Below are 17,745 nucleotides of genomic sequence, written 5' to 3'. Positions count from 1 at the left end.
TTGTACGATGCAATTTACTGCCACGCAGATAAGTCAGTTTCTAAACGGTTCCATTGATGGTAACCCTGATGTAGCCGTTACCGAACTTTCTAAAATAGAAGACGGGAAGGAAGGCTCTTTGTCTTTTCTTTCGAACCCTAAGTACGAAAACTTTTTGTATTCTACTCAGGCGTCAGTTGTTATCGTATCAAAGGATTTCGCTCCTACACAACCGTATACCAGTACATTAATACGTGTAGAAAATCCATACAGCGCTTTTACAATCTTATTAGATAAATATAACGAAGCCGTTAATGCCCAAACCACACAATCTGGAATTGACAAACTGGCATTCGTTCACCCAACAGCAAAAATTGGCAAGAATGTGTTTATAGATGCTTTTGCATATATTGCTGAGCATGTAGAAATTGCCGATGGCTGTAAAATAAATTCGCAAACCTTTATCGGTGCAAATTCTAAAGTTGGCAATAACAGCACCTTTTTTCCTGGTGTAAAAATTTATCACAATTCGATAATCGGCAGCAGAGTTGTTATTCATTCCAATACCGTTATCGGAAGCGATGGCTTTGGTTTTGCCCCACAAAAAGACGGCACTTACAATAAAATCCCTCAGATTGGAAATGTTATCATAGAAGACGATGTAGAAATTGGCGCAAATACAACCGTAGATCGTGCAACAATGGGATCAACAATTGTAAAGAAAGGTGCAAAAATCGATAATCTGATCCAAATTGCGCACAATGTAGAGATTGGCGAAAACACCGTTTTAGCCGCTCAATCAGGTATATCAGGAAGTACAAAAATTGGCCCTAACAGTGTTGTTGGCGGTCAGGTTGGTATAGCAGGGCACTTAACCTTAGCAAAAGGTACGCAGATTGGCGCACAGGCCGGCATTAATTTTAATATTACAGAAGAAAATAAACAATGGCATGGTAGTCCGGCGCAACCACTGCGCAACTGGATGCGTGCCTCAGTAATTTTCAAACATCTTCCAGATGTAGAAAAAAGAATAAATGCGCTCGAAGAGGAATTGAAAAAGCTTACAGCTGAACTGGAAAAGAATACAATACACAATGAACGTTAGACAAAAAACGATTAAACAAGAAATATCAGCATCTGGTGTTGGTTTACACACAGGCGCTAATGTTACTTTAACATTTTGCCCGGCCCCCGAAAATCATGGCTTTAAATTTCAGCGTATTGATTTAGACGGCCACCCCATTATTGAAGCCGATGCAGATAACGTTACCGATACCTCACGAGGCACCACGCTTACCCAAAATGGTGCTAGTGTAAGTACTGTAGAACATGTAATGGCATCGCTGGTTGGTATGGATCTGGATAACGTACTCATTAAATTAGACGGCCCAGAAACGCCAATTATGGACGGAAGCTCCATCCAGTTTGTGGATTTACTGGAAGAAGTAGGTACAGTTGAGCAAAATGCAGATCGCGAGTATTTCACCATTCCGCATAACATTACCTACACCGAAGAAGATAGAAAAGTGGAAATTGTGGCCATGCCGTTAGACGACTATCGTTTTACGTGTATGATCGATTATAACTCTCCTGTTCTGGGCAGCCAACACGCAGGCATTAATACCATTGCAGAGTTTAAGAAAGAAATTGCTTCTTGCCGTACTTTCTGTTTTCTTCACGAACTGGAATACCAGTTATCGCACAATTTAATTAAAGGCGGCGATTTAAATAACGCCATTGTAATTGTAGATAAAGAGGTTACGAAGGATGAATTAAGCCACCTGGCTAAATTATTTAACCGTAAGGACATTGATGTTGCCCCACAGGGGATTTTGAACAACATGGAACTGCGTTATCAAAACGAGCCAGCCCGTCATAAATTATTAGATATGATTGGCGACTTGGCTTTGGTAGGCATGCATTTAAAAGGCCATATTATGGCTGCCCGCCCTGGCCACGCTGCAAACGTTGCCTTTGCAAAAAAGATTAAAGCAGCCATCAAAAAAGAGAAAAACAAAAAAATACAAAAGGTATACGATCCAAATGCAAAACCATTATTTGATGTAGTTAAAATAATGGAGATTTTGCCACACCGTCAGCCATTTTTATTTGTTGATAAGATACTGGAACTCTCTAAAAACCATGTGGTAGGCGTTAAAAACGTAACCATGAACGAAGAGTTTTTTAAAGGCCACTTTCCTGGTGCGCCGGTATTTCCGGGTGTATTGCAGATTGAGGCTATGGCACAGGTTGGCGGAATCCTTGTCCTGTGTACCGTGCCCGACCCTGAAAATTACCTTACTTATTTCCTAAAAATAGATAACGTACGCTTTAGAGCCCAGGTTCTTCCTGGCGATACTATTGTTTTCCGTTGCGATTTACTTGAACCCATCAGAAGGGGCATTGCCCAGATGAAAGGTGTGGGTATGGTTGGCGAAAAAATCGTTGTCGAAGCCGAAATGATGGCTCAAATTTCAAAAGTTAAACAAGCAGAACCCGCTCAATAATGATACAACCCCTAGCATATATACATCCTCAGGCAAAAATTGCCGAAAACGTGGTAATTGAACCTTTTGTAGTGATACATAAAGATGTTGTGATTGGAGAGGGAACGTGGATCGGATCGAACGTGACCATTATGGATGGTGCACGTATTGGTAAAAACTGCCGCATCTTTCCTGGTGCAGTGATTTCTGGAGAACCTCAGGATCTAAAATTTGCCGGTGAGGTAACGACTGCAGAAATTGGCGATAATACAACTATCCGCGAATGTGTAACCATTAACCGGGGCACCAAAGATAAATGGAAAACGGTTATCGGCAGTAATTGTCTTATCCAGGCCTATTCGCATATTGCACACGATTGCGAGGTTGGAAACAACTGTATTTTCTCTAACAGCACCACTTTAGCTGGTCACATTACCATTGGTAACAATGTTGTTCTGGCTGGTTTGGTTGCCATACACCAGTTTGTTAAAGTAGGTTCTTATGCCTTTGTAACTGGAGGTTCATTGGTACGTAAAGATGTTCCACCTTATGTTAAAGCGGCTCGGGAGCCACTTTCTTATGCGGGTATTAACTCCGTAGGCTTGCGCAGAAGAGGTTTTACCAATGAGCAGATTGATGAGATTCAAGAAATTTACCGCGTACTTTTTGTAAAGCACAACAACGTAACCAAAGCTTTAGATATGATTGAAGCCGAATTTAAACCTACTGAAATACGTGATGAAATTGTAGATTTTATCCGTAATTCTAACCGCGGGGTAATGAAGGGTTTTGGCATGGGAAGCTAAGCGAAAAGCTTAAAGCAAAACAAATATTCATGAGTGATTTAACGCTGATCAGAACCGATTCAGACCATACCGATTTTAGAACATTGGTTGCCTTGCTCGATCAGGATTTAGCGATTAGAGATGGTGACGACCATGCTTTTTATGCCCAGTTTAACAAGGTTGATGCCATCAGAGAAGTGATTGTGGCCTATCAAAATGGAGCCGCTGTTGGCTGTGGCGCCATAAAGTCTTTTTCAGCAGCAGCTGCTGAAGTTAAAAGAATGTTTGTACATCCAGATTACCGGAAGCAAGGCATAGCTGCTAAAGTTTTGAATGAATTAGAAAGCTGGGCTACTGAACTGGGTTTTACTGTATGTGTATTAGAAACGGGTAAAAAACAACCAGAGGCCATTGCACTTTACCAAAAAGTGGGTTACAACATTACACCCAACTACGGGCAATATATTGGCGTTGATAACAGCGTTTGCATGTCTAAACCCCTTAACGCCTAGCAAAAATGAATATCTCTTTAAATAACGTTGGCAGAAGGTTTAATAAGGAGTGGATTTTCAGGAATTTAAGTGCTGAATTTTCTTCTGGAAATAGTTATGCAATATTAGGTCCCAATGGCTCTGGTAAATCAACATTATTGAGCGTGCTAACTGGCAGTTTATCTCCTTCTGAGGGAGCAATCTCATTCTCAGATACAAAAGATATCCCGGTAGAGAACATCTATAAATATATTAGTTTGGCTGCACCATACCTCGAATTGGTTGAAACTTTCACCTTAATGGAGATTATTGACTTCCACTTTAAGTTCAAAAATTTTGCCCCGGGCCTTGATGCCAAAAAGCTGATCGGAATTTTAGGACTGGAAAAAGCAACAAACAAAGAAATTAAATACTTTTCATCAGGAATGAAGCAAAGAACCAAACTGGCTTTGGCCTGCTGCACCGATACGCCGATTTTATTTTTAGATGAACCAACGAGTAATTTAGACGTTCAGGGAATAAGTTGGTACCGCGAACTGATCGAAAATTTCGGAAAAGGGCGTTTAACGATAATTGGCTCTAATCAGATTCAGGAGTATGATTTCTGCACAAATCAAATACAAATATCTGATTACAAGTAAGTTAACAAAAAACACCACCTCTTACGAAACGTCTGTTTTGTCATACATTTGTATTAAAAACAAATTTTTTAAAAAATATTTTGTAATTCACAAATTATACCTACCTTTGCACCACCAAAAAGAGAAACAATTATTTAATTTATCTCTCTAAGTAAAAGATCATATTTTCCGTATTTAGGAATTAAAATATATAGCCCGTAAAAGGCAAAGAGTTTTTCATAGTTTAGTTTGAGGTTTAGGTTGATTATGCCTTTGGAGTGGTTCCCAAAGGCATTTCTTTTATACGGGTATTTTTTCTTCCCAGAATCAAACCCGCAAGGTTTTGATCGATCGATTTTAAGGATTACATTCCTTTTTTTAACTTTGGCATTTAAAAATTGACAAAACAATATTTCATTATCAAATGGCAAAGGCATCAGAAGTAAAAAGCGGAAACGTACTTCGTTTTAACGGAGAGTTGGTAAGTGTTGAAGAGTACATCCACCGTACCCCAGGAAATTTAAGGGCTTTTTATCAGGCCCGTATGCGCAATGTAAAAACCGGAAAAATTGTAGAATACCGTTTCCGGACCGATGAGGAGGTGACCATCTGCCGTGTAGAAACCAACGACTATCAATATCTTTATGAAGATGGCGATTATTTAGTGGTAATGGACAACAACACTTTTGAGCAGTACAATATCCCCAAGCTGCTTTTCGGAAACTCCATTAAGTTTTTAAAAGAGGGCATGAATGTAACGATCGCTTTTGAAAGTGATGAACCGATTGTTGCCCAGCTTCCTAATAGCGTAGAGCTGGAAATTACCTACTCTGAACCCGCTGTAAAAGGCGATACCTCTACCAGCGCACAAAAATATGCCACTGTAGAAACCGGCGCCGAAATTAGGGTTCCTTTGTTTATTAACCAAGGAGATAAGGTTAAAGTTGATACTAAAACCGGCGAATATATGGAAAGGGTAAAATAGTATAACCGGGGTTCTAAATCTCCTTAAACCCTATGCCTTATACCCTAAACCTTTATAGGTTTTTATCAAAATAATTTTACCTTTGCCGTCACGAAAAACTGAAATATAAATCCAATTTAGGATAACACAATATGGCAAAAGCATCAGAAATCAAAACAGGTAACATTCTTCGTGTAAACAACGAGCTGGTTACTGTTGACGAATGGAATCATCGTACACCTGGTAAAGGTGGTGCATTTTACACCGGTAAATTCCGTAACATTAAAACAGGTAGAATTGTAGAAGCCCGTATGAATACAGACGAGGCTGTTGAAATTTGCCGTGTAGAAACCAACGATTACCAATACCTTTATGAAGATGGCAACTACCTGGTAGTAATGGACAACAACTCTTACGAGCAATTTAATGTTGAAAAAACCTTATTCGGTTCTGCAATTAAATTCTTAAAAGAAGGTATGAACATTATTGTTTCTATGGAAAGCGACGAGGCTATTATGGCACAATTACCCAACTTTGCCGAATTTGAAATTACGTACTCGGAACCAGCTGTTAAAGGCGATACTTCTACAAACGCTTTAAAAGCAGCAACATTAGAAAATGGGGTTGAAGTTAAAGTACCAATGTTTGTTAACCAGGGCGATAAAATTAAAATTGACACCCGTACAGGCGACTACGTTGAGCGTGTAAAATAATTAACTCAATATTTAAAAGCCTCTAAAATTAAGTTTTTAGAGGCTTTTTTATTTTCTCAAGACCTATAAGGTTTCAGAAACCTTATAGGTCTGTAAAATATTTACCTTTGTTAATATGTTAAAAGCAGAAATCAGAAAGCAAGTGCTAAAGGAAAGATTATTGCTGAGCGTCTCAGAATACAAAATCCTATGTGAAGCGCTCTTAAATGAGTTTAAATCGATCGATTTTAGCCAAATTAAAACCCTGCACATCTTTTTGCCCATCACCGAAAAAAAAGAGCCCAACACCTTTCTACTGATCGAATGGCTTAATAAAAATCACCCAGAAATTAAAATCATTGTACCTAAAGCCGATTTTGAAACGGCTTTAATGAGCAATCACGAATATTTAGGAATAGGCGACTTAAAGAAAAACCTTTATAACATCCTGGAACCGCAAAAAGGAAGCTTGCATGAGGGCGAGATTAACATGGTATTGATTCCACTATTAGCTTTCGATAAACAAGGTTACCGGGTGGGTTATGGCAAGGGCTTTTACGATCGTTTTTTACAGGATATAAATGCTCAAAAAATAGGCTTATCTTTGTATCCTGCTATTGAAAAAATCGATGATGTAAATGAACACGACATCAGGTTAGATTTTTGCATTACGCCAACAGAAATTATAAAATTTTAAGCTTACCAGCATGCCTCAGGAAATCGTTATCAAAACCGAAAAACAATACGAAGACAACATGATTGCGGTATTCGAATTACAGGAAAAGGAAGAATTAACCGCCGAAGACCTGAAACAGATTGAATTAATGTTACAGGCCGGAGAAAAATACGAAGCAGAGCACTTGTAAATTTCTTACACAGTCGCCACCCTGAACTTGTTTCAGGGTCTATCTACAAGAAATCAACTTAGTTAAAGATGCTGAACTAAATTCAGCATAACGATCTTTAATTAGGAAATATATGCCTTAACAAAATCACTCACCAAATAAGCTACTAATTTCGACGTTAGCCTGCTCACCCTCCCATCAAGCATCCGTGTGGCGCCTTCACTAATATGCAAATAAGAAAATTTCTTAGCACTGGTTAAAATCAGTTTTCTGACATCGTTAACGGCAAACCCTGATGGAGTTTCTGCACTCGAAAGCACATTTTGAATGCAATCCAAATCAATTTCCAAACCCGCAGCTGGTCCTATTTCATTCATCAAGTTAGTAAAATCAGTTCCAGTTAAAATATCATCAAAAAATACAGCCTTAAGCTTGGGGTTGGTATCTATTTGATTTAAAATAGCCTCATTATTATAGTTTTGATGCAAGCCATACATGCAATAGTTGTCGAGATATTTTTCTTTTAATGCATAAGAAAATCCGTTTCCACTATGCCTACCTTCCAGTTCTCTTAAATCAGCATGCGCATCAACATTCAAAACAGTTATTGGTTTCTTGTGCGCTAAAGAAGCACCCTTAATTATTGGGTAGGCATTATTGTGCCCGCCCCCAATTACAATAGGTATTTTACCAGCAGCTACAATTTTCTCAATTACTGGATAAACCAGGTCATCAATCTGCGTTACTTTGTTTCTTAAACCCTTTAGGGAAGAATCTTCGGGCTCATCAATTTCGAAATGGCCTAAAACCAAAACCTCCCCACCATTTAAAAAGCGGTTGCTTTGGATATTTAAAAAAGCCATTAAACTTGGCTTCCAAGTAGATGCAGCACCTGCAATACCCGCATTGGCACGCACCCCTATGTCTTCTGGGATACCCAAAAGCACAAATTTCGCATTTGCGCCTTCCAGTTCATCCCAAGAGGATAAAACTGCAACTCTTTCGCCAAGTTTGGTTTCCCCATCGCGGAGGATAATCAGATGATCGATGTCGCCCTGCGAATATATTTTAAGATTATCCATTATAAATTTCACCGTTTAAAATAACAGTTTCTATTTGCGATTCGCCAAAGCTATATGGCAAATAGGCAATTGAAGGCATTGGCTTGGTTATAAATAGATTTGCTTTTTTACCAACGGTAATGCTTCCATAATCATCACTCATTTCCATTGCCGCCGCACCGTTTAATGTTGCAGCATTTATCGCTTGCTCAGGTACCATCTTCATTTTAATGCATCCAAGCGACACCACAAAATTCATGTTTCCCGAGGGTGTTGAACCAGGATTATAATCGGTAGCCAAAGCAACGGGTAAATCGGCTATAATAAAGCTTTTGGCATCAGCAAAAGGAATACCTAGGTAAAACGAACAAGAAGGGAGTAATGTTACAATGGTATCAGCATTTCTTAATGTCTGGATGGTTTCCTCATTGCTTTCTTCGAGATGATCAACCGAAACGGCTTTGTTTTGTACAGAAACTTCTACGGCTCCTGAAACAGAAAGCTGATTAGCATGTACTTTTGGTTTTAGCCCATACTTTGCCCCCGCTTTTAATACCTGATCGGTTTCTTCGATAGAGAAAAATCCTTTTTCGCAAAAAACATCAATATAGTCAGCCAGTTTTTCTGCTGCTATTTGAGGTAGCATTTCATTAATAATTAAATCGATGTAACCCTGGTGGTTGTTTTTAAACTCAGCCGGATAAGCATGGGCAGCTAAAAAAGTTGCTTTTATCGGAATTGGAAACTGATCTTTCAACCTACGGATAACCCTGAGCATTTTTATTTCGCTCTCTGTGGTTAATCCATATCCGCTTTTAATTTCAACCGCACCAGTTCCATGAAGGATCATCTGATTTAATCGCACAGATGCACTTTTAAACAATTCGTCTTCTGAGGCTTTTTGGAGCTTATTAGCTGAATTTAGAATCCCACCTCCTGCAGCGGCAATCTCTTCATAGCTTTTGCCTTGAATTTTCATGGCAAATTCTTCCTCACGTGGGGCAGCAAAAACAATATGTGTATGACTATCGCACCATGAAGGAAAAATATATCTGCCTTCTGCCGAGATTTGAGATGGTAGACTTGAAACAAGAGATGGGATTGAATCCATTTCGCCGAAATCTTTAATCAGGCCATCTTCAATTAAAAGCCAGGCATTTTCGAGAATAGGCAACGAATCTAATTCGCTGCCACGAAGCACTAATTTATCTTTTGGATGCAGGCCTACGAGCCCCTTTATGTTTGTGATTAGCATTTATAGAATGGTTAATATTCAAACTGTATAAACTGGTTAATTGAGCATTGGGTACAGTTAACCGATTTAAACAATTAACTTTTAACCAAATTTAATCTATCTCTAAAAGCACAGGGCAATGATCTGAATGTATCGCATCTGGCAAAATTCTAACATTTTTCAAGCGGTTCTCCATGGGTTTCGTAGCTAAATGGTAATCGATCCGCCAACCCAGATTCTTTCCTCTCGAGCCAGCCCGATAACTCCACCAGGTATAATGATGTGGGTCTTTGTTAAAATGACGGAAGGTATCAATAAAACCGTTATCCAAAAATAGCTGCATCCACTCCCGTTCTTCGGGTAAAAAGCCTGATGAATTGGCATTCGATTTAGGGTTATGAATATCGATGGCTGTATGGCAGATATTGTAATCGCCACTTACAACTAAATTTGGGATCTCTTTGCGCAGTTCACCAATATACACATCAAAAAACCGCATAAATTCATACTTTTTAATCTGCCGCTCATCTCCGCTTGAGCCAGATGGCATATAGAGGCTCATTAAAGAAAAATCATTAAAATCGGCCCTTAAAATCCTACCCTCTTTATCTATCCACTCTTCACCGCAGCCAAATTCGATGTGGTTAGGTTTAATTTTGGTTAGGATTGCTACTCCACTATATCCTTTTTTTTCAGCAGGAAACCAATAATGATGATAACCGAGTTGTTCAATCAGGGCAATAATTTCCGGAATCTGCAATGGCAGGGCTTTTACTTCCTGCAGGCAAACCATATCAGCATCTGTAGCCTGAAGCCAGCCAAAAAAATTTTTGGTACTCGCCGCCCTAATCCCATTAACATTGTAGGAAATAATCTTCATTCAGTAATTTCAATTGTTGTGGGCGGTAAATTTAGAAATTAATTGAATAAATGCTTAGTAATTGTAATTCAATTAATGTGACATACTCAGAAACTTTTTTTTAGAGATAAGTCCAAGCGGTCGTCACCCTGAATTTATTTCAGGGTCTTTATAGTACGAAGATGCTGAAATAAATTCAGCATGATGGGCGCGTCTGGAAGAAGTGCTAAAACTAAGAGCCCATAATCATTTTATCTTTCAAAGACCCTTGCAACAACCGCTTTTCCAATTTTTTCGCCGTTCTTCTTTTTAAAACGGTAACTTCCATTTTCACATCCTGTTTTGGCCGATTGTTTTTATCCGTCGCCAAAGCAGCTATTTTATCAACCATATCCAAACCAACCACAATTTCGCCATAAACAGTATAGTTTCGATCCAAATGAGGTGTACCGCCTATCGTTTTATATACCTCTCGCTGCCATTCAGGGATTTTAAATTTCAAGCGCTTTTCTTCTACATTATCCAATTGCTGGTCAGTAAAAACTTTTCCCTGCACCAGGTAAAACTGGCTACCACTCGATGCTTTGGCCGGATTTACATCATCGCCTTCTCTGGCCGCAGCCAAAACGCCTTTTTTGTGAAATAAGCTATCATTAAATTCTGCTGGGATGGTATATTTTGGTCCGCCCTCGCCCAACAGCGAATCTGGTTTGGCATTTTTAGAATCTGGATCACCACCCTGAATCATAAAATCTTTAATCACCCGGTGAAATAAAACACCGTTGTAATAGCCCGACCGGGCTAATTTCAAAAAGTTATCGCGGTGTAAAGGGGTTTGGTTATATAGCCTAACGATGCATTCCCCGAATTCTGTTTTAATCCGTACATATTGATTTTTGGGCTTTGCAGCAAAAGCCGAAAGTATAGAAAAGGTGCAGAGGAATAATAATATTTTCTTCATTTAACTGGTGTTTAAGGCTAAAGTAAGCTAAAAAATGAAATTCAATAAATAATTGCTGGCATTATTCGATTTTTTTTCCTTTACCTTTGTATTAATGAGGTTAAAACAAAAAATAGCACTTTCTTTGGCTGTATTATATGCAGTTAGTGTTATGGGTTTGGCTTTAAGTCTCCATTTTTGTGGGGGCAAACTAGAAAACGTTAAACTTTTTAGCAACGAGGTTTCCTGCAAATTTTGCAAAGAAATTCCAGCCGAGAATAAAGATGATGGCTGTTGTAAAAATACCCAGGTAACGGTAAAAGTTAAAGATAGTCACCAGATTGGGGCCCAGGTACAAATGCCAAAGCTCTTTTTTATTCATCTTTTTCTTCATCCACCAGTTTTAGCTTTTTTATCCGACATTAGCCCCAAATTTTTCAGTAAAATTTCGAATAAAGCTCCGCCACTCTCTTCGCGGATTGCCCTTCATATTTTCAATTGTATTTTTAGGAATTAGGATTTTAAACATCAGCTCGTCAATGCATCGTTTTTTGCATTTCGACAGGCTCAATGTGACATTTTTCTTAAACTCTAATTCAAAAAAATCATGAAAGCAATAAAAATATTCAGCATCATTATGCTATTCTTCGCCGCTAATGTTTCGGCACAACAAATATCTTCAGCAGATTTACAGGTAACAGGCTTAACCTGCTCTATGTGCTCTAATGCAACACAAAAGTCGTTAGAAACCTTAAACTTTATCAGCAGTGTAAAACCCGATTTAAACAAAAATATCTTTGTTCTAACATTTAAAAAGGATGCCAATATCAATCTTGATTTAGTGCGCAAAAAAGTTCAGGATGCTGGTTTTTCGGTTGGTGGCTTAACCGCAAATTTCAATTTTAACCAGGTAAAAATAGACGATAAAGGGCAGGCAGTTGTTGATGGCAATGTGTACCGCTTTGTAAACGCAAAAAGCAAAACACTTAATGGAACTGTAAAAGCCAGTATTGTAGATAAAAATTTCATTTCAGGCGCTGCATTTAAAAAGCAGGCCGCAACAGCTAATTCTGATGCTTATGCGAGTGGTACTGGCGTAGTTAATGGAAAAAAAAACACGTATTTACCATTTAGTTCTTTCTTAAGATGAAAAAGGTATTCGTATTGGCGTTGATGCTTATCGGCGCCTATACAAATGGTTTTGCACAAGAACTATATGTATTTACCGAACCTGCCAGTAATATGCCAACCAAATCGATTGGCGTAAGAATTACGAATGAAGGCATGTTCAATAATCCTGGTTTTGTAAGTAGAACTATTCCGGAAGTAATGATTGGTTTTAATAAAAACCTGATGATGCATGCGCAAGGTTTTATGTCTGATATGGACGGCAAATACCGGTTAGAGGGTGGAAGTTTGTATGCGAAATATCGGTTTTTATCGTTAGATGAGGCACAAAGCCATTTTAGAGCATCAGCATTTGGAAGGATTAGTACCAGCAGAAGGCCAACATATAGCCGTGATATTAACCTTGAGGGCGACAACAGTGGTGTGCAGGGCGGATTGATTTTTACCCAGTTGCTGCACAAACTGGCACTATCATCAACCTTAGGCTACGCGCATGCTTTCGAAAATTATGACAGACAGATTGCGGGAATGCCTCAACCGAAGAACATTTTCTCGTACAGCTTATCGTCGGGTTATTTGGTTCTACCCGTGGTTTACAAAGATTATAAGCAGCCAAACTTTAACGTATATTTAGAACTATTGGGCAAAACCGATCCAAGTAGCGGCCAATCTTACTTGGATATCGCTCCTGCTATACAGATGATTTTAAACAGTACAACCCGTATCGATTTAGGCTACCGCTTTCAGGCAGCCGGAAATATGGATAACCGATACACCAAAAATATGTATCTGCTTAGGGCAGAATTTAATTTCTTTAACGTTTTAAAATAAACAGTACAAAAACCATTTACAACAGATGAAAAAAATATTAGGAATAGTTGCCATTATGACAATCGCAACAACAGCTTTCACCTACGCCCAAGGCAAAACAGATGTAGCCTTAAATCAGGTCTTAACAGCATATTATGACGTAAAAAATGCACTGGCAACCGATAAAAAGGACGTCGCTATAGAAAAAGTAAAAGTTTTATCAGCAAAGGTAAATGCAGTGAACCATAAAGATCTACCTGCTGGTCAGCATAAAACATTTATGGAACAAGCGGCCGTCATTAAAAGTAAAGCAGCACAACTTGCAGGCTCTAATGATATTAAAACACAGAGAAAAGCTTTTGAAGGAATTTCTTATGCCATGATTAAAACCTTAAGAGGTCTAAAATTTAATAGTAAGACCGTTTACATTCAACATTGCCCAATGGCTAAGGCGAGCTGGTTAAACGAAAAAGAAAACATCGAAAACCCATATTATGGAAGCATGATGTTCGATTGTGGCGATGTTTCAGAAACCATAAAATCGAAATAATGAAGCTGCATATCAAAAACATGGTATGCAACCGTTGTAAAATGGTGGTTAAGGCTGAGCTGGAAAAGCTAGGCCTTAAACCACTATTGGTTGAACTGGGCGAAGTTACTTTGGCCGAAAATATTTCTTCGGAGGATAAAATCAAAATAGCAGAGCGCCTAACAGATTTTGGCTTCGAACTGCTAGCAGATAAGAAAACTCAAATTGCCGAACAGATTAAAACCGCCATTATTAAACTGATACACTACACCAAAGAGCCGTTAAAAATTAACCTCTCTGTTTACTTAAGTGAGCAGTTAAAACTGGAGTATACGAGTTTGAGCAGTATTTTTTCAGAAATGGAAAATCAAACCATCGAGAAATATTTCATTGCACAAAAAATAGAAAAAGCAAAAGAAATGCTTACATACGGCGAACTTACACTGAGCGAAATTGCTTATCAGCTAAATTACAGCAGTGTTGCCCACCTCTCAGCACAATTTAAAAAAGTAACCGGAATTACACCCTCGGTTTATAAGACCACATCAACAGACAGTAGGAAAACGCTTGACGAGGTTTGATGGAAAATGGAGTAAGGTTTATGGTCAATGGTTAGATAGATCATGGTTGATGACCTATGAGCCTATCGCCTATGGAACTATGAACCCAAAAACCGTTAACAGATTAACTTCTTAAAAATAATTTCTTATCATAAATCAAGACTAATTGGCTGATTCTGTGATAACTTTGTATTTAAATAAATTACTGAGTATGAAAAAATTATTCTTATTTCTGATCGCTACCTCAATCAGTGTGGCATCATTTGCACAAACAAGCTGGAAAATAGATCCCATGCATTCGTTTGTTAACTTTTCGGTTAAACACATGGGTATTTCTTTCGTTGACGGTTCTTTTAAAAAATTCGACGGAACGATTACCGCTTCTAAACCAGATTTAACCGATGCCAAAATCAGCTTTACTGTTGATGTAAATAGCATTACTACTGGTGTTGATATGAGAGATGGGCACTTAAAAACTGATGATTTTTTTAACGTGGCGACTTATCCCACAATGAAATTCGAAAGCACATCTTTCAAAAAATTAAGTGGAAATAATTATGAATTAAGTGGTAAATTAACGATCCGCGATGTAACTAAAGATGTAAAATTTGCCGTTGTTTATGGTGGCACCGCTAAAGATCAGCAAGGCAACACTAAAGCTGGTTTTGGAGCAACTACAACCATTAACCGTTTAGATTATAATATTAAATATGACCCAACTGGCGCTGGCGTTGCAAAAGATGTGGCTATTAAATTAAACCTGGAGTTTGTTCAAGGGAAATAACATAAAAACATAAGATCGTCATCCCGGGCTTGTCCCAGAATCTTTCATTTTAAATAGATCCTGAAACAAGTTCGGGATGACGGTTAGTATAACTTCTAAAATATCATGTCTGCACTATCGCAATTCCGGAGCTTCACTCAGCACTTGCCTCAAACCGAGCTAATGCCAACGCTTTTTATTGGTCATGGCTCGCCTATGAATGGCATCGAAAACAATGAGTTTAGCCAAAGTTGGGCAGAATTAGCGAAGAACATTCCCGTTCCAAAAGCCGTGCTGGTTGTATCGGCACATTGGTACACTCATGGCACTTTTGTCACCGCAATGGATTTCCCAAGTACCATCCATGATTTTGGAGGGTTTCCACAGGCACTTTTTGATGTTCAATATCCTGCTCCGGGTGATCCAAAACTGGCTGCCGAAATACCAAATTTAATTCATTCCACCCCTGTGGGCTTAGACCACGATTGGGGTTTAGATCATGGTACCTGGACTGTTGTTAAACATATGTATCCTAATGCAGATATTCCTGTTCTCCAGTTAAGTATCGATTACACCAAATCGCCAGCGTTACATTATGAAATTGCCAAAGAAATTTATGCCCTCCGCAAAAAAGGGATATTGGTTATAGGCAGCGGAAATATGGTGCATAACCTGCGTATGTTAAGCTGGGACATGATTAATGGAGGTGGCTATGATTGGGCGATTGAAATGAACGATAAGTTTAAAAATTTAATCGCCAACGGCGACCATCAACCTTTGATCAACTACCGCAACCTCGGCACAGATGCGATGTTGGCGATTCCTACGCCAGAGCATTATCTGCCACTTATTTATACCCTCGGAATGAAAAACGATAAAGAAGAGGTTTCTTTCTTTAATGATAAAGCCGTTGGCGGTTCGTTAACGATGACTTCGGTAGTGGTGGGATAAATAGAGGTTTAGGGAGAAACGAATCGCCAAAGAACTGGTTTTAGCTATTTCAAACGGATCTTGAACCTTTATTTTCTTAACTTCTTAATGGTCAAAAGCATATTTTGAAAATTTATCATTAAGGAATTAAAGTCATTAAGAAAAGACCTATGTTCCACGGGATGATAGTACACAAAATTCTATAAAACTTTATGATTATTCTGTAATGCCTCTCGCAGCGCGAAGCAGTAAATTTGTATAAAGATTTTAATTATGACACATACCTATCAACTCACGGGCATGACCTGTGGCGGTTGCGAAAATAAAGTAAAAAGTAACCTGCTCGTTTTACCAGATGTAACCTCGGTCGAGGTCTCAAAAGACACTAATACCGCTACCATTAGCATGGATAAACATATCGGTTTAGATACCTTGCAAAAAGCCTTGGGCGGATCAGATAGTAAATATCAGATCTCAGCAACCCAACATAATGAAGCAATAGAAGGGGCAAAATCTTGGGCCGAAACCTATAAACCTATTCTCTTAATTTTCGGGTACGTTACCGCGATTTCGTTAGTGGTTTCGTGGCAGGGCAATGCCATCAATTTCATGGTGTTTATGCGCATTTTTATGGCTGGTTTTTTCCTTACCTTTTCATTCTTTAAAATGCTTAATCTAAAAGCTTTTGCCGAAAGTTATGCCATGTACGATATTGTAGCCAAAAAGTTTGGTGCGTGGGGTTATATCTATGCCTTTATCGAACTTGGGTTAGGCTTATCTTTCGCTTTAAACTTATCACCTGTAGTGGTAAACTGGGTTACGCTAATCGTAATGACGATAAGCATCCTTGGTGTTTTAGAAAGCGTTTTAAATAAGAAAAAGATTCAGTGTGCTTGCTTGGGCGCGGTATTTAACCTACCCATGAGTACTGTAACCATTGTTGAAGATGCGATTATGATTGCCATGAGCGCAGCAATGTTGGTTTTGATGTAAACTATTGCCGTTTATACCTAAACTCCGATTTTCGGCTTTTACCATTAAGCTCGCCTTCTATCCAGGCGAGCAAATCATTTTTCCCTTGATTTTGGTAAACTATTCTCTGCGGAAAATCGTGGGTTTTATCTTCGAAAACATAGGTCTCGTCTTTCGTAGTAATAAGTTTGAAACAAGTTTCTTTCCCTTCGTTCTGCCCTGTCACAGTCGAACAGTAAAAAGTATCTTTTCCAATCTTTTTGATCTTAAGGGTTTCGGTAAGCAAACTATCACCTTTGGCATTTATTCGGTAACTTTTGCCGCTGAATGTTTGATCTGCATTTTGGATCCATTGTTCTACTATTTTGCCCTTGGCGGATTGCATTTCCCATGAGCCTAAAATAAAAGCAAAAGCTTTTGAAGGATGTTTTTGTGCATTCACATTGGTGCAAAAGCAGATAAAGATTAAGACCAATAAATTTAAACGATTTATTTTCATTTTGCTATGGTATTGGTAATGTGTGCCAAATGATGTTTGCCGTGCCAGGCATACATACCTAACATGTTTGCCAATGTAAGTTCTTTTCCTTGAGCCGGGTGAATGTATTTTCGCTGATAATCTTCCTGTTTCAATGTTTTTAAAAAAGCAACCCAACGTTGGTGCAAAGCAGCCAATAAATCAATAGATAATTTGATATCACCATTTTTCGCTTCTCCAGTTTCGGCCCAGCGCTCTTCGTAATATGGCCTGATTACGGGAACATCTTCGGTAATGGCTTGTTTGAAACGGATATAGGCATTGATGTGGCTATCGGGAATATGGTGAACAACTTGTCTCAACGTCCATCCTTCCGGACGATAAGTTTGGTTTAATTCTTTTTCGGTTAAATTTTCGGTAGCCTTCTTAAGTTCGTTCGGTAAAGTTTCGATTTCGGAAATCCATATGTCGATTTGTTTTTGATCGAAAACTTCTGGCATTGAAAATTGGCCAATCGGGTATTTAAGCTGTTCTAAATCCATGAAGCAAAATAAGATTTTTAAGAATAATTATCGGTTTTTTTCCACAAAGATCACAAATGGGAATACACAGAGAGCAA

At 38.6% G+C, this 17,745-nt stretch carries 23 protein-coding genes; 17 read left to right on the top strand and 6 right to left on the bottom strand.

Annotation, left to right across the window (positions count from 1 at the left end):
• Positions 1-7 precede the first annotated feature (7 nt).
• The 9 genes from lpxD (at position 8) to H9N25_RS20435 (ending at position 6,883) form a co-directional block, all read left to right on the top strand.
• Positions 8-1,084 (top strand): UDP-3-O-(3-hydroxymyristoyl)glucosamine N-acyltransferase, encoded by a 1,077-nt coding sequence (gene lpxD, locus H9N25_RS20475; RefSeq protein WP_190327065.1) that lies wholly within the window; start codon positions 8-10, stop codon positions 1,082-1,084.
• A complete protein-coding gene (locus H9N25_RS20470) occupies positions 1,074-2,486 on the top strand; it encodes a bifunctional UDP-3-O-[3-hydroxymyristoyl] N-acetylglucosamine deacetylase/3-hydroxyacyl-ACP dehydratase (protein WP_113950099.1) in 1,413 nt (470 codons plus the stop codon). Before lpxD ends, H9N25_RS20470 begins: the two co-directional genes overlap by 11 nt.
• A complete protein-coding gene (lpxA, locus tag H9N25_RS20465; RefSeq protein ID WP_010599175.1) occupies positions 2,486-3,271 on the top strand; it encodes an acyl-ACP--UDP-N-acetylglucosamine O-acyltransferase in 786 nt (261 codons plus the stop codon). Before H9N25_RS20470 ends, lpxA begins: the two co-directional genes overlap by 1 nt.
• Before the next feature lie 29 nt (positions 3,272-3,300).
• Positions 3,301-3,762 (top strand): GNAT family N-acetyltransferase, encoded by a 462-nt coding sequence (locus H9N25_RS20460; protein ID WP_190327064.1) that lies wholly within the window; start codon positions 3,301-3,303, stop codon positions 3,760-3,762.
• A gap of 5 nt (positions 3,763-3,767) precedes the next feature.
• Positions 3,768-4,382 (top strand): ABC transporter ATP-binding protein, encoded by a 615-nt coding sequence (locus H9N25_RS20455; RefSeq protein ID WP_190327063.1) that lies wholly within the window; start codon positions 3,768-3,770, stop codon positions 4,380-4,382.
• Between the two features lie 403 nt (positions 4,383-4,785).
• Complete coding sequence (efp, locus tag H9N25_RS20450) at positions 4,786-5,346, top strand: elongation factor P (RefSeq protein ID WP_055904075.1); 561 nt, start codon at positions 4,786-4,788, stop codon at positions 5,344-5,346.
• A gap of 131 nt (positions 5,347-5,477) precedes the next feature.
• Positions 5,478-6,038: an elongation factor P gene (gene efp, locus H9N25_RS20445; protein WP_124558901.1), complete on the top strand. Its 561-nt coding sequence runs from the start codon at positions 5,478-5,480 to the stop codon at positions 6,036-6,038.
• 115 nt (positions 6,039-6,153) lie between these two features.
• The gene (locus H9N25_RS20440; protein ID WP_190327062.1) at positions 6,154-6,714 is read left to right on the top strand and encodes a 5-formyltetrahydrofolate cyclo-ligase; all 561 of its coding nucleotides are present in this window, start codon (positions 6,154-6,156) and stop codon (positions 6,712-6,714) included.
• 10 nt (positions 6,715-6,724) lie between these two features.
• Complete coding sequence (locus tag H9N25_RS20435) at positions 6,725-6,883, top strand: hypothetical protein (RefSeq protein ID WP_157257919.1); 159 nt, start codon at positions 6,725-6,727, stop codon at positions 6,881-6,883.
• 101 nt (positions 6,884-6,984) lie between these two features.
• Here the strand turns inward: H9N25_RS20435 and H9N25_RS20430 are convergent, their stop codons facing one another.
• From H9N25_RS20430 to H9N25_RS20415, 4 genes are all read right to left on the bottom strand, one after another.
• Positions 6,985-7,944 carry a formimidoylglutamase gene (locus tag H9N25_RS20430; protein ID WP_190327061.1) on the bottom strand — a complete coding sequence of 320 codons (960 nt, stop codon included), beginning with the start codon at positions 7,942-7,944 and terminating at the stop codon, positions 6,985-6,987.
• On the bottom strand, positions 7,937-9,178 hold the full coding sequence (hutI, locus tag H9N25_RS20425) for an imidazolonepropionase (protein ID WP_190327060.1): 1,242 nt from the start codon (positions 9,176-9,178) through the stop codon (positions 7,937-7,939). Before hutI ends, H9N25_RS20430 begins: the two co-directional genes overlap by 8 nt.
• 91 nt (positions 9,179-9,269) lie before the next feature.
• The gene (locus H9N25_RS20420; RefSeq protein ID WP_167295949.1) at positions 9,270-10,037 is read right to left on the bottom strand and encodes an exodeoxyribonuclease III; all 768 of its coding nucleotides are present in this window, start codon (positions 10,035-10,037) and stop codon (positions 9,270-9,272) included.
• 211 nt (positions 10,038-10,248) lie between these two features.
• Positions 10,249-10,977, bottom strand: coding sequence for a peptidylprolyl isomerase (locus tag H9N25_RS20415; RefSeq protein ID WP_190327059.1), 729 nt, complete (start codon positions 10,975-10,977; stop codon positions 10,249-10,251).
• A 94-nt stretch (positions 10,978-11,071) separates the two neighbouring features.
• Between H9N25_RS20415 and H9N25_RS20410 the strand changes: the two genes are divergently transcribed.
• The 8 genes from H9N25_RS20410 (at position 11,072) to H9N25_RS20375 (ending at position 16,669) form a co-directional block, all read left to right on the top strand.
• The gene (locus H9N25_RS20410; protein ID WP_190327058.1) at positions 11,072-11,473 is read left to right on the top strand and encodes an HYC_CC_PP family protein; all 402 of its coding nucleotides are present in this window, start codon (positions 11,072-11,074) and stop codon (positions 11,471-11,473) included.
• 90 nt (positions 11,474-11,563) lie between these two features.
• The gene (locus H9N25_RS20405; protein ID WP_190327057.1) at positions 11,564-12,106 is read left to right on the top strand and encodes a heavy-metal-associated domain-containing protein; all 543 of its coding nucleotides are present in this window, start codon (positions 11,564-11,566) and stop codon (positions 12,104-12,106) included.
• On the top strand, positions 12,103-12,915 hold the full coding sequence (locus H9N25_RS20400; protein WP_190327056.1) for a transporter family protein: 813 nt from the start codon (positions 12,103-12,105) through the stop codon (positions 12,913-12,915). Before H9N25_RS20405 ends, H9N25_RS20400 begins: the two co-directional genes overlap by 4 nt.
• A 25-nt stretch (positions 12,916-12,940) precedes the next feature.
• Positions 12,941-13,444, top strand: a complete 504-nt coding sequence (locus H9N25_RS20395; RefSeq protein ID WP_190327055.1) for a DUF3347 domain-containing protein — start codon at positions 12,941-12,943, stop codon at positions 13,442-13,444.
• Positions 13,444-14,004, top strand: coding sequence for a helix-turn-helix domain-containing protein (locus H9N25_RS20390; protein ID WP_190327054.1), 561 nt, complete (start codon positions 13,444-13,446; stop codon positions 14,002-14,004). Before H9N25_RS20395 ends, H9N25_RS20390 begins: the two co-directional genes overlap by 1 nt.
• Positions 14,005-14,194: 190 nt before the next feature.
• The gene (locus tag H9N25_RS20385; protein WP_190327053.1) at positions 14,195-14,767 is read left to right on the top strand and encodes a YceI family protein; all 573 of its coding nucleotides are present in this window, start codon (positions 14,195-14,197) and stop codon (positions 14,765-14,767) included.
• Positions 14,768-14,872: 105 nt separating this feature from the next.
• A complete protein-coding gene (gene ygiD, locus H9N25_RS20380; protein ID WP_190327052.1) occupies positions 14,873-15,697 on the top strand; it encodes a 4,5-DOPA-extradiol-dioxygenase in 825 nt (274 codons plus the stop codon).
• A gap of 252 nt (positions 15,698-15,949) precedes the next feature.
• A complete protein-coding gene (locus H9N25_RS20375; protein ID WP_190327051.1) occupies positions 15,950-16,669 on the top strand; it encodes a heavy-metal-associated domain-containing protein in 720 nt (239 codons plus the stop codon).
• Position 16,670: 1 nt separating this feature from the next.
• Here the strand turns inward: H9N25_RS20375 and H9N25_RS20370 are convergent, their stop codons facing one another.
• Both H9N25_RS20370 and H9N25_RS20365 read right to left on the bottom strand, forming a co-directional pair.
• Complete coding sequence (locus tag H9N25_RS20370; protein WP_190327050.1) at positions 16,671-17,147, bottom strand: DUF6265 family protein; 477 nt, start codon at positions 17,145-17,147, stop codon at positions 16,671-16,673.
• The gene (locus H9N25_RS20365; RefSeq protein WP_190327049.1) at positions 17,144-17,668 is read right to left on the bottom strand and encodes a YfiT family bacillithiol transferase; all 525 of its coding nucleotides are present in this window, start codon (positions 17,666-17,668) and stop codon (positions 17,144-17,146) included. Before H9N25_RS20365 ends, H9N25_RS20370 begins: the two co-directional genes overlap by 4 nt.
• Positions 17,669-17,745 lie beyond the last annotated feature (77 nt).

Source organism: Pedobacter riviphilus, from assembly GCF_014692875.1.
In the GTDB taxonomy this organism is placed as follows: Bacteria; Bacteroidota; Bacteroidia; order Sphingobacteriales; family Sphingobacteriaceae; genus Pedobacter; species Pedobacter riviphilus.
The sequence above is the reverse complement of the archived record's forward strand: the minus strand, read 5'-3'. Positions and strand labels throughout refer to the sequence as shown.

What these genes read in the sequence shown, in the direction of transcription:
- H9N25_RS20455 (WP_190327063.1), top strand. Translation starts at nt 3,768, where the DNA reads ATGAATATCTCTTTAAATAACGTTGGCAGAAGGTTTAATAAGGAGTGG.
- H9N25_RS20370 (WP_190327050.1), bottom strand. Translation starts at nt 17,147, where the DNA reads ATGAAAATAAATCGTTTAAATTTATTGGTCTTAATCTTTATCTGCTTT.
- H9N25_RS20365 (WP_190327049.1), bottom strand. Translation starts at nt 17,668, where the DNA reads ATGGATTTAGAACAGCTTAAATACCCGATTGGCCAATTTTCAATGCCA.
- efp (WP_124558901.1), top strand. Translation starts at nt 5,478, where the DNA reads ATGGCAAAAGCATCAGAAATCAAAACAGGTAACATTCTTCGTGTAAAC.
- lpxA (WP_010599175.1), top strand. Translation starts at nt 2,486, where the DNA reads ATGATACAACCCCTAGCATATATACATCCTCAGGCAAAAATTGCCGAA.
- hutI (WP_190327060.1), bottom strand. Translation starts at nt 9,178, where the DNA reads ATGCTAATCACAAACATAAAGGGGCTCGTAGGCCTGCATCCAAAAGAT.
- H9N25_RS20400 (WP_190327056.1), top strand. Translation starts at nt 12,103, where the DNA reads ATGAAAAAGGTATTCGTATTGGCGTTGATGCTTATCGGCGCCTATACA.
- H9N25_RS20420 (WP_167295949.1), bottom strand. Translation starts at nt 10,037, where the DNA reads ATGAAGATTATTTCCTACAATGTTAATGGGATTAGGGCGGCGAGTACC.
- H9N25_RS20395 (WP_190327055.1), top strand. Translation starts at nt 12,941, where the DNA reads ATGAAAAAAATATTAGGAATAGTTGCCATTATGACAATCGCAACAACA.
- H9N25_RS20430 (WP_190327061.1), bottom strand. Translation starts at nt 7,944, where the DNA reads ATGGATAATCTTAAAATATATTCGCAGGGCGACATCGATCATCTGATT.
- H9N25_RS20410 (WP_190327058.1), top strand. Translation starts at nt 11,072, where the DNA reads ATGAGGTTAAAACAAAAAATAGCACTTTCTTTGGCTGTATTATATGCA.
- ygiD (WP_190327052.1), top strand. Translation starts at nt 14,873, where the DNA reads ATGTCTGCACTATCGCAATTCCGGAGCTTCACTCAGCACTTGCCTCAA.
- H9N25_RS20440 (WP_190327062.1), top strand. Translation starts at nt 6,154, where the DNA reads ATGTTAAAAGCAGAAATCAGAAAGCAAGTGCTAAAGGAAAGATTATTG.
- H9N25_RS20470 (WP_113950099.1), top strand. Translation starts at nt 1,074, where the DNA reads ATGAACGTTAGACAAAAAACGATTAAACAAGAAATATCAGCATCTGGT.
- H9N25_RS20405 (WP_190327057.1), top strand. Translation starts at nt 11,564, where the DNA reads ATGAAAGCAATAAAAATATTCAGCATCATTATGCTATTCTTCGCCGCT.
- H9N25_RS20415 (WP_190327059.1), bottom strand. Translation starts at nt 10,977, where the DNA reads ATGAAGAAAATATTATTATTCCTCTGCACCTTTTCTATACTTTCGGCT.
- H9N25_RS20375 (WP_190327051.1), top strand. Translation starts at nt 15,950, where the DNA reads ATGACACATACCTATCAACTCACGGGCATGACCTGTGGCGGTTGCGAA.
- H9N25_RS20390 (WP_190327054.1), top strand. Translation starts at nt 13,444, where the DNA reads ATGAAGCTGCATATCAAAAACATGGTATGCAACCGTTGTAAAATGGTG.
- H9N25_RS20385 (WP_190327053.1), top strand. Translation starts at nt 14,195, where the DNA reads ATGAAAAAATTATTCTTATTTCTGATCGCTACCTCAATCAGTGTGGCA.
- lpxD (WP_190327065.1), top strand. Translation starts at nt 8, where the DNA reads ATGCAATTTACTGCCACGCAGATAAGTCAGTTTCTAAACGGTTCCATT.
- H9N25_RS20435 (WP_157257919.1), top strand. Translation starts at nt 6,725, where the DNA reads ATGCCTCAGGAAATCGTTATCAAAACCGAAAAACAATACGAAGACAAC.
- H9N25_RS20460 (WP_190327064.1), top strand. Translation starts at nt 3,301, where the DNA reads ATGAGTGATTTAACGCTGATCAGAACCGATTCAGACCATACCGATTTT.
- efp (WP_055904075.1), top strand. Translation starts at nt 4,786, where the DNA reads ATGGCAAAGGCATCAGAAGTAAAAAGCGGAAACGTACTTCGTTTTAAC.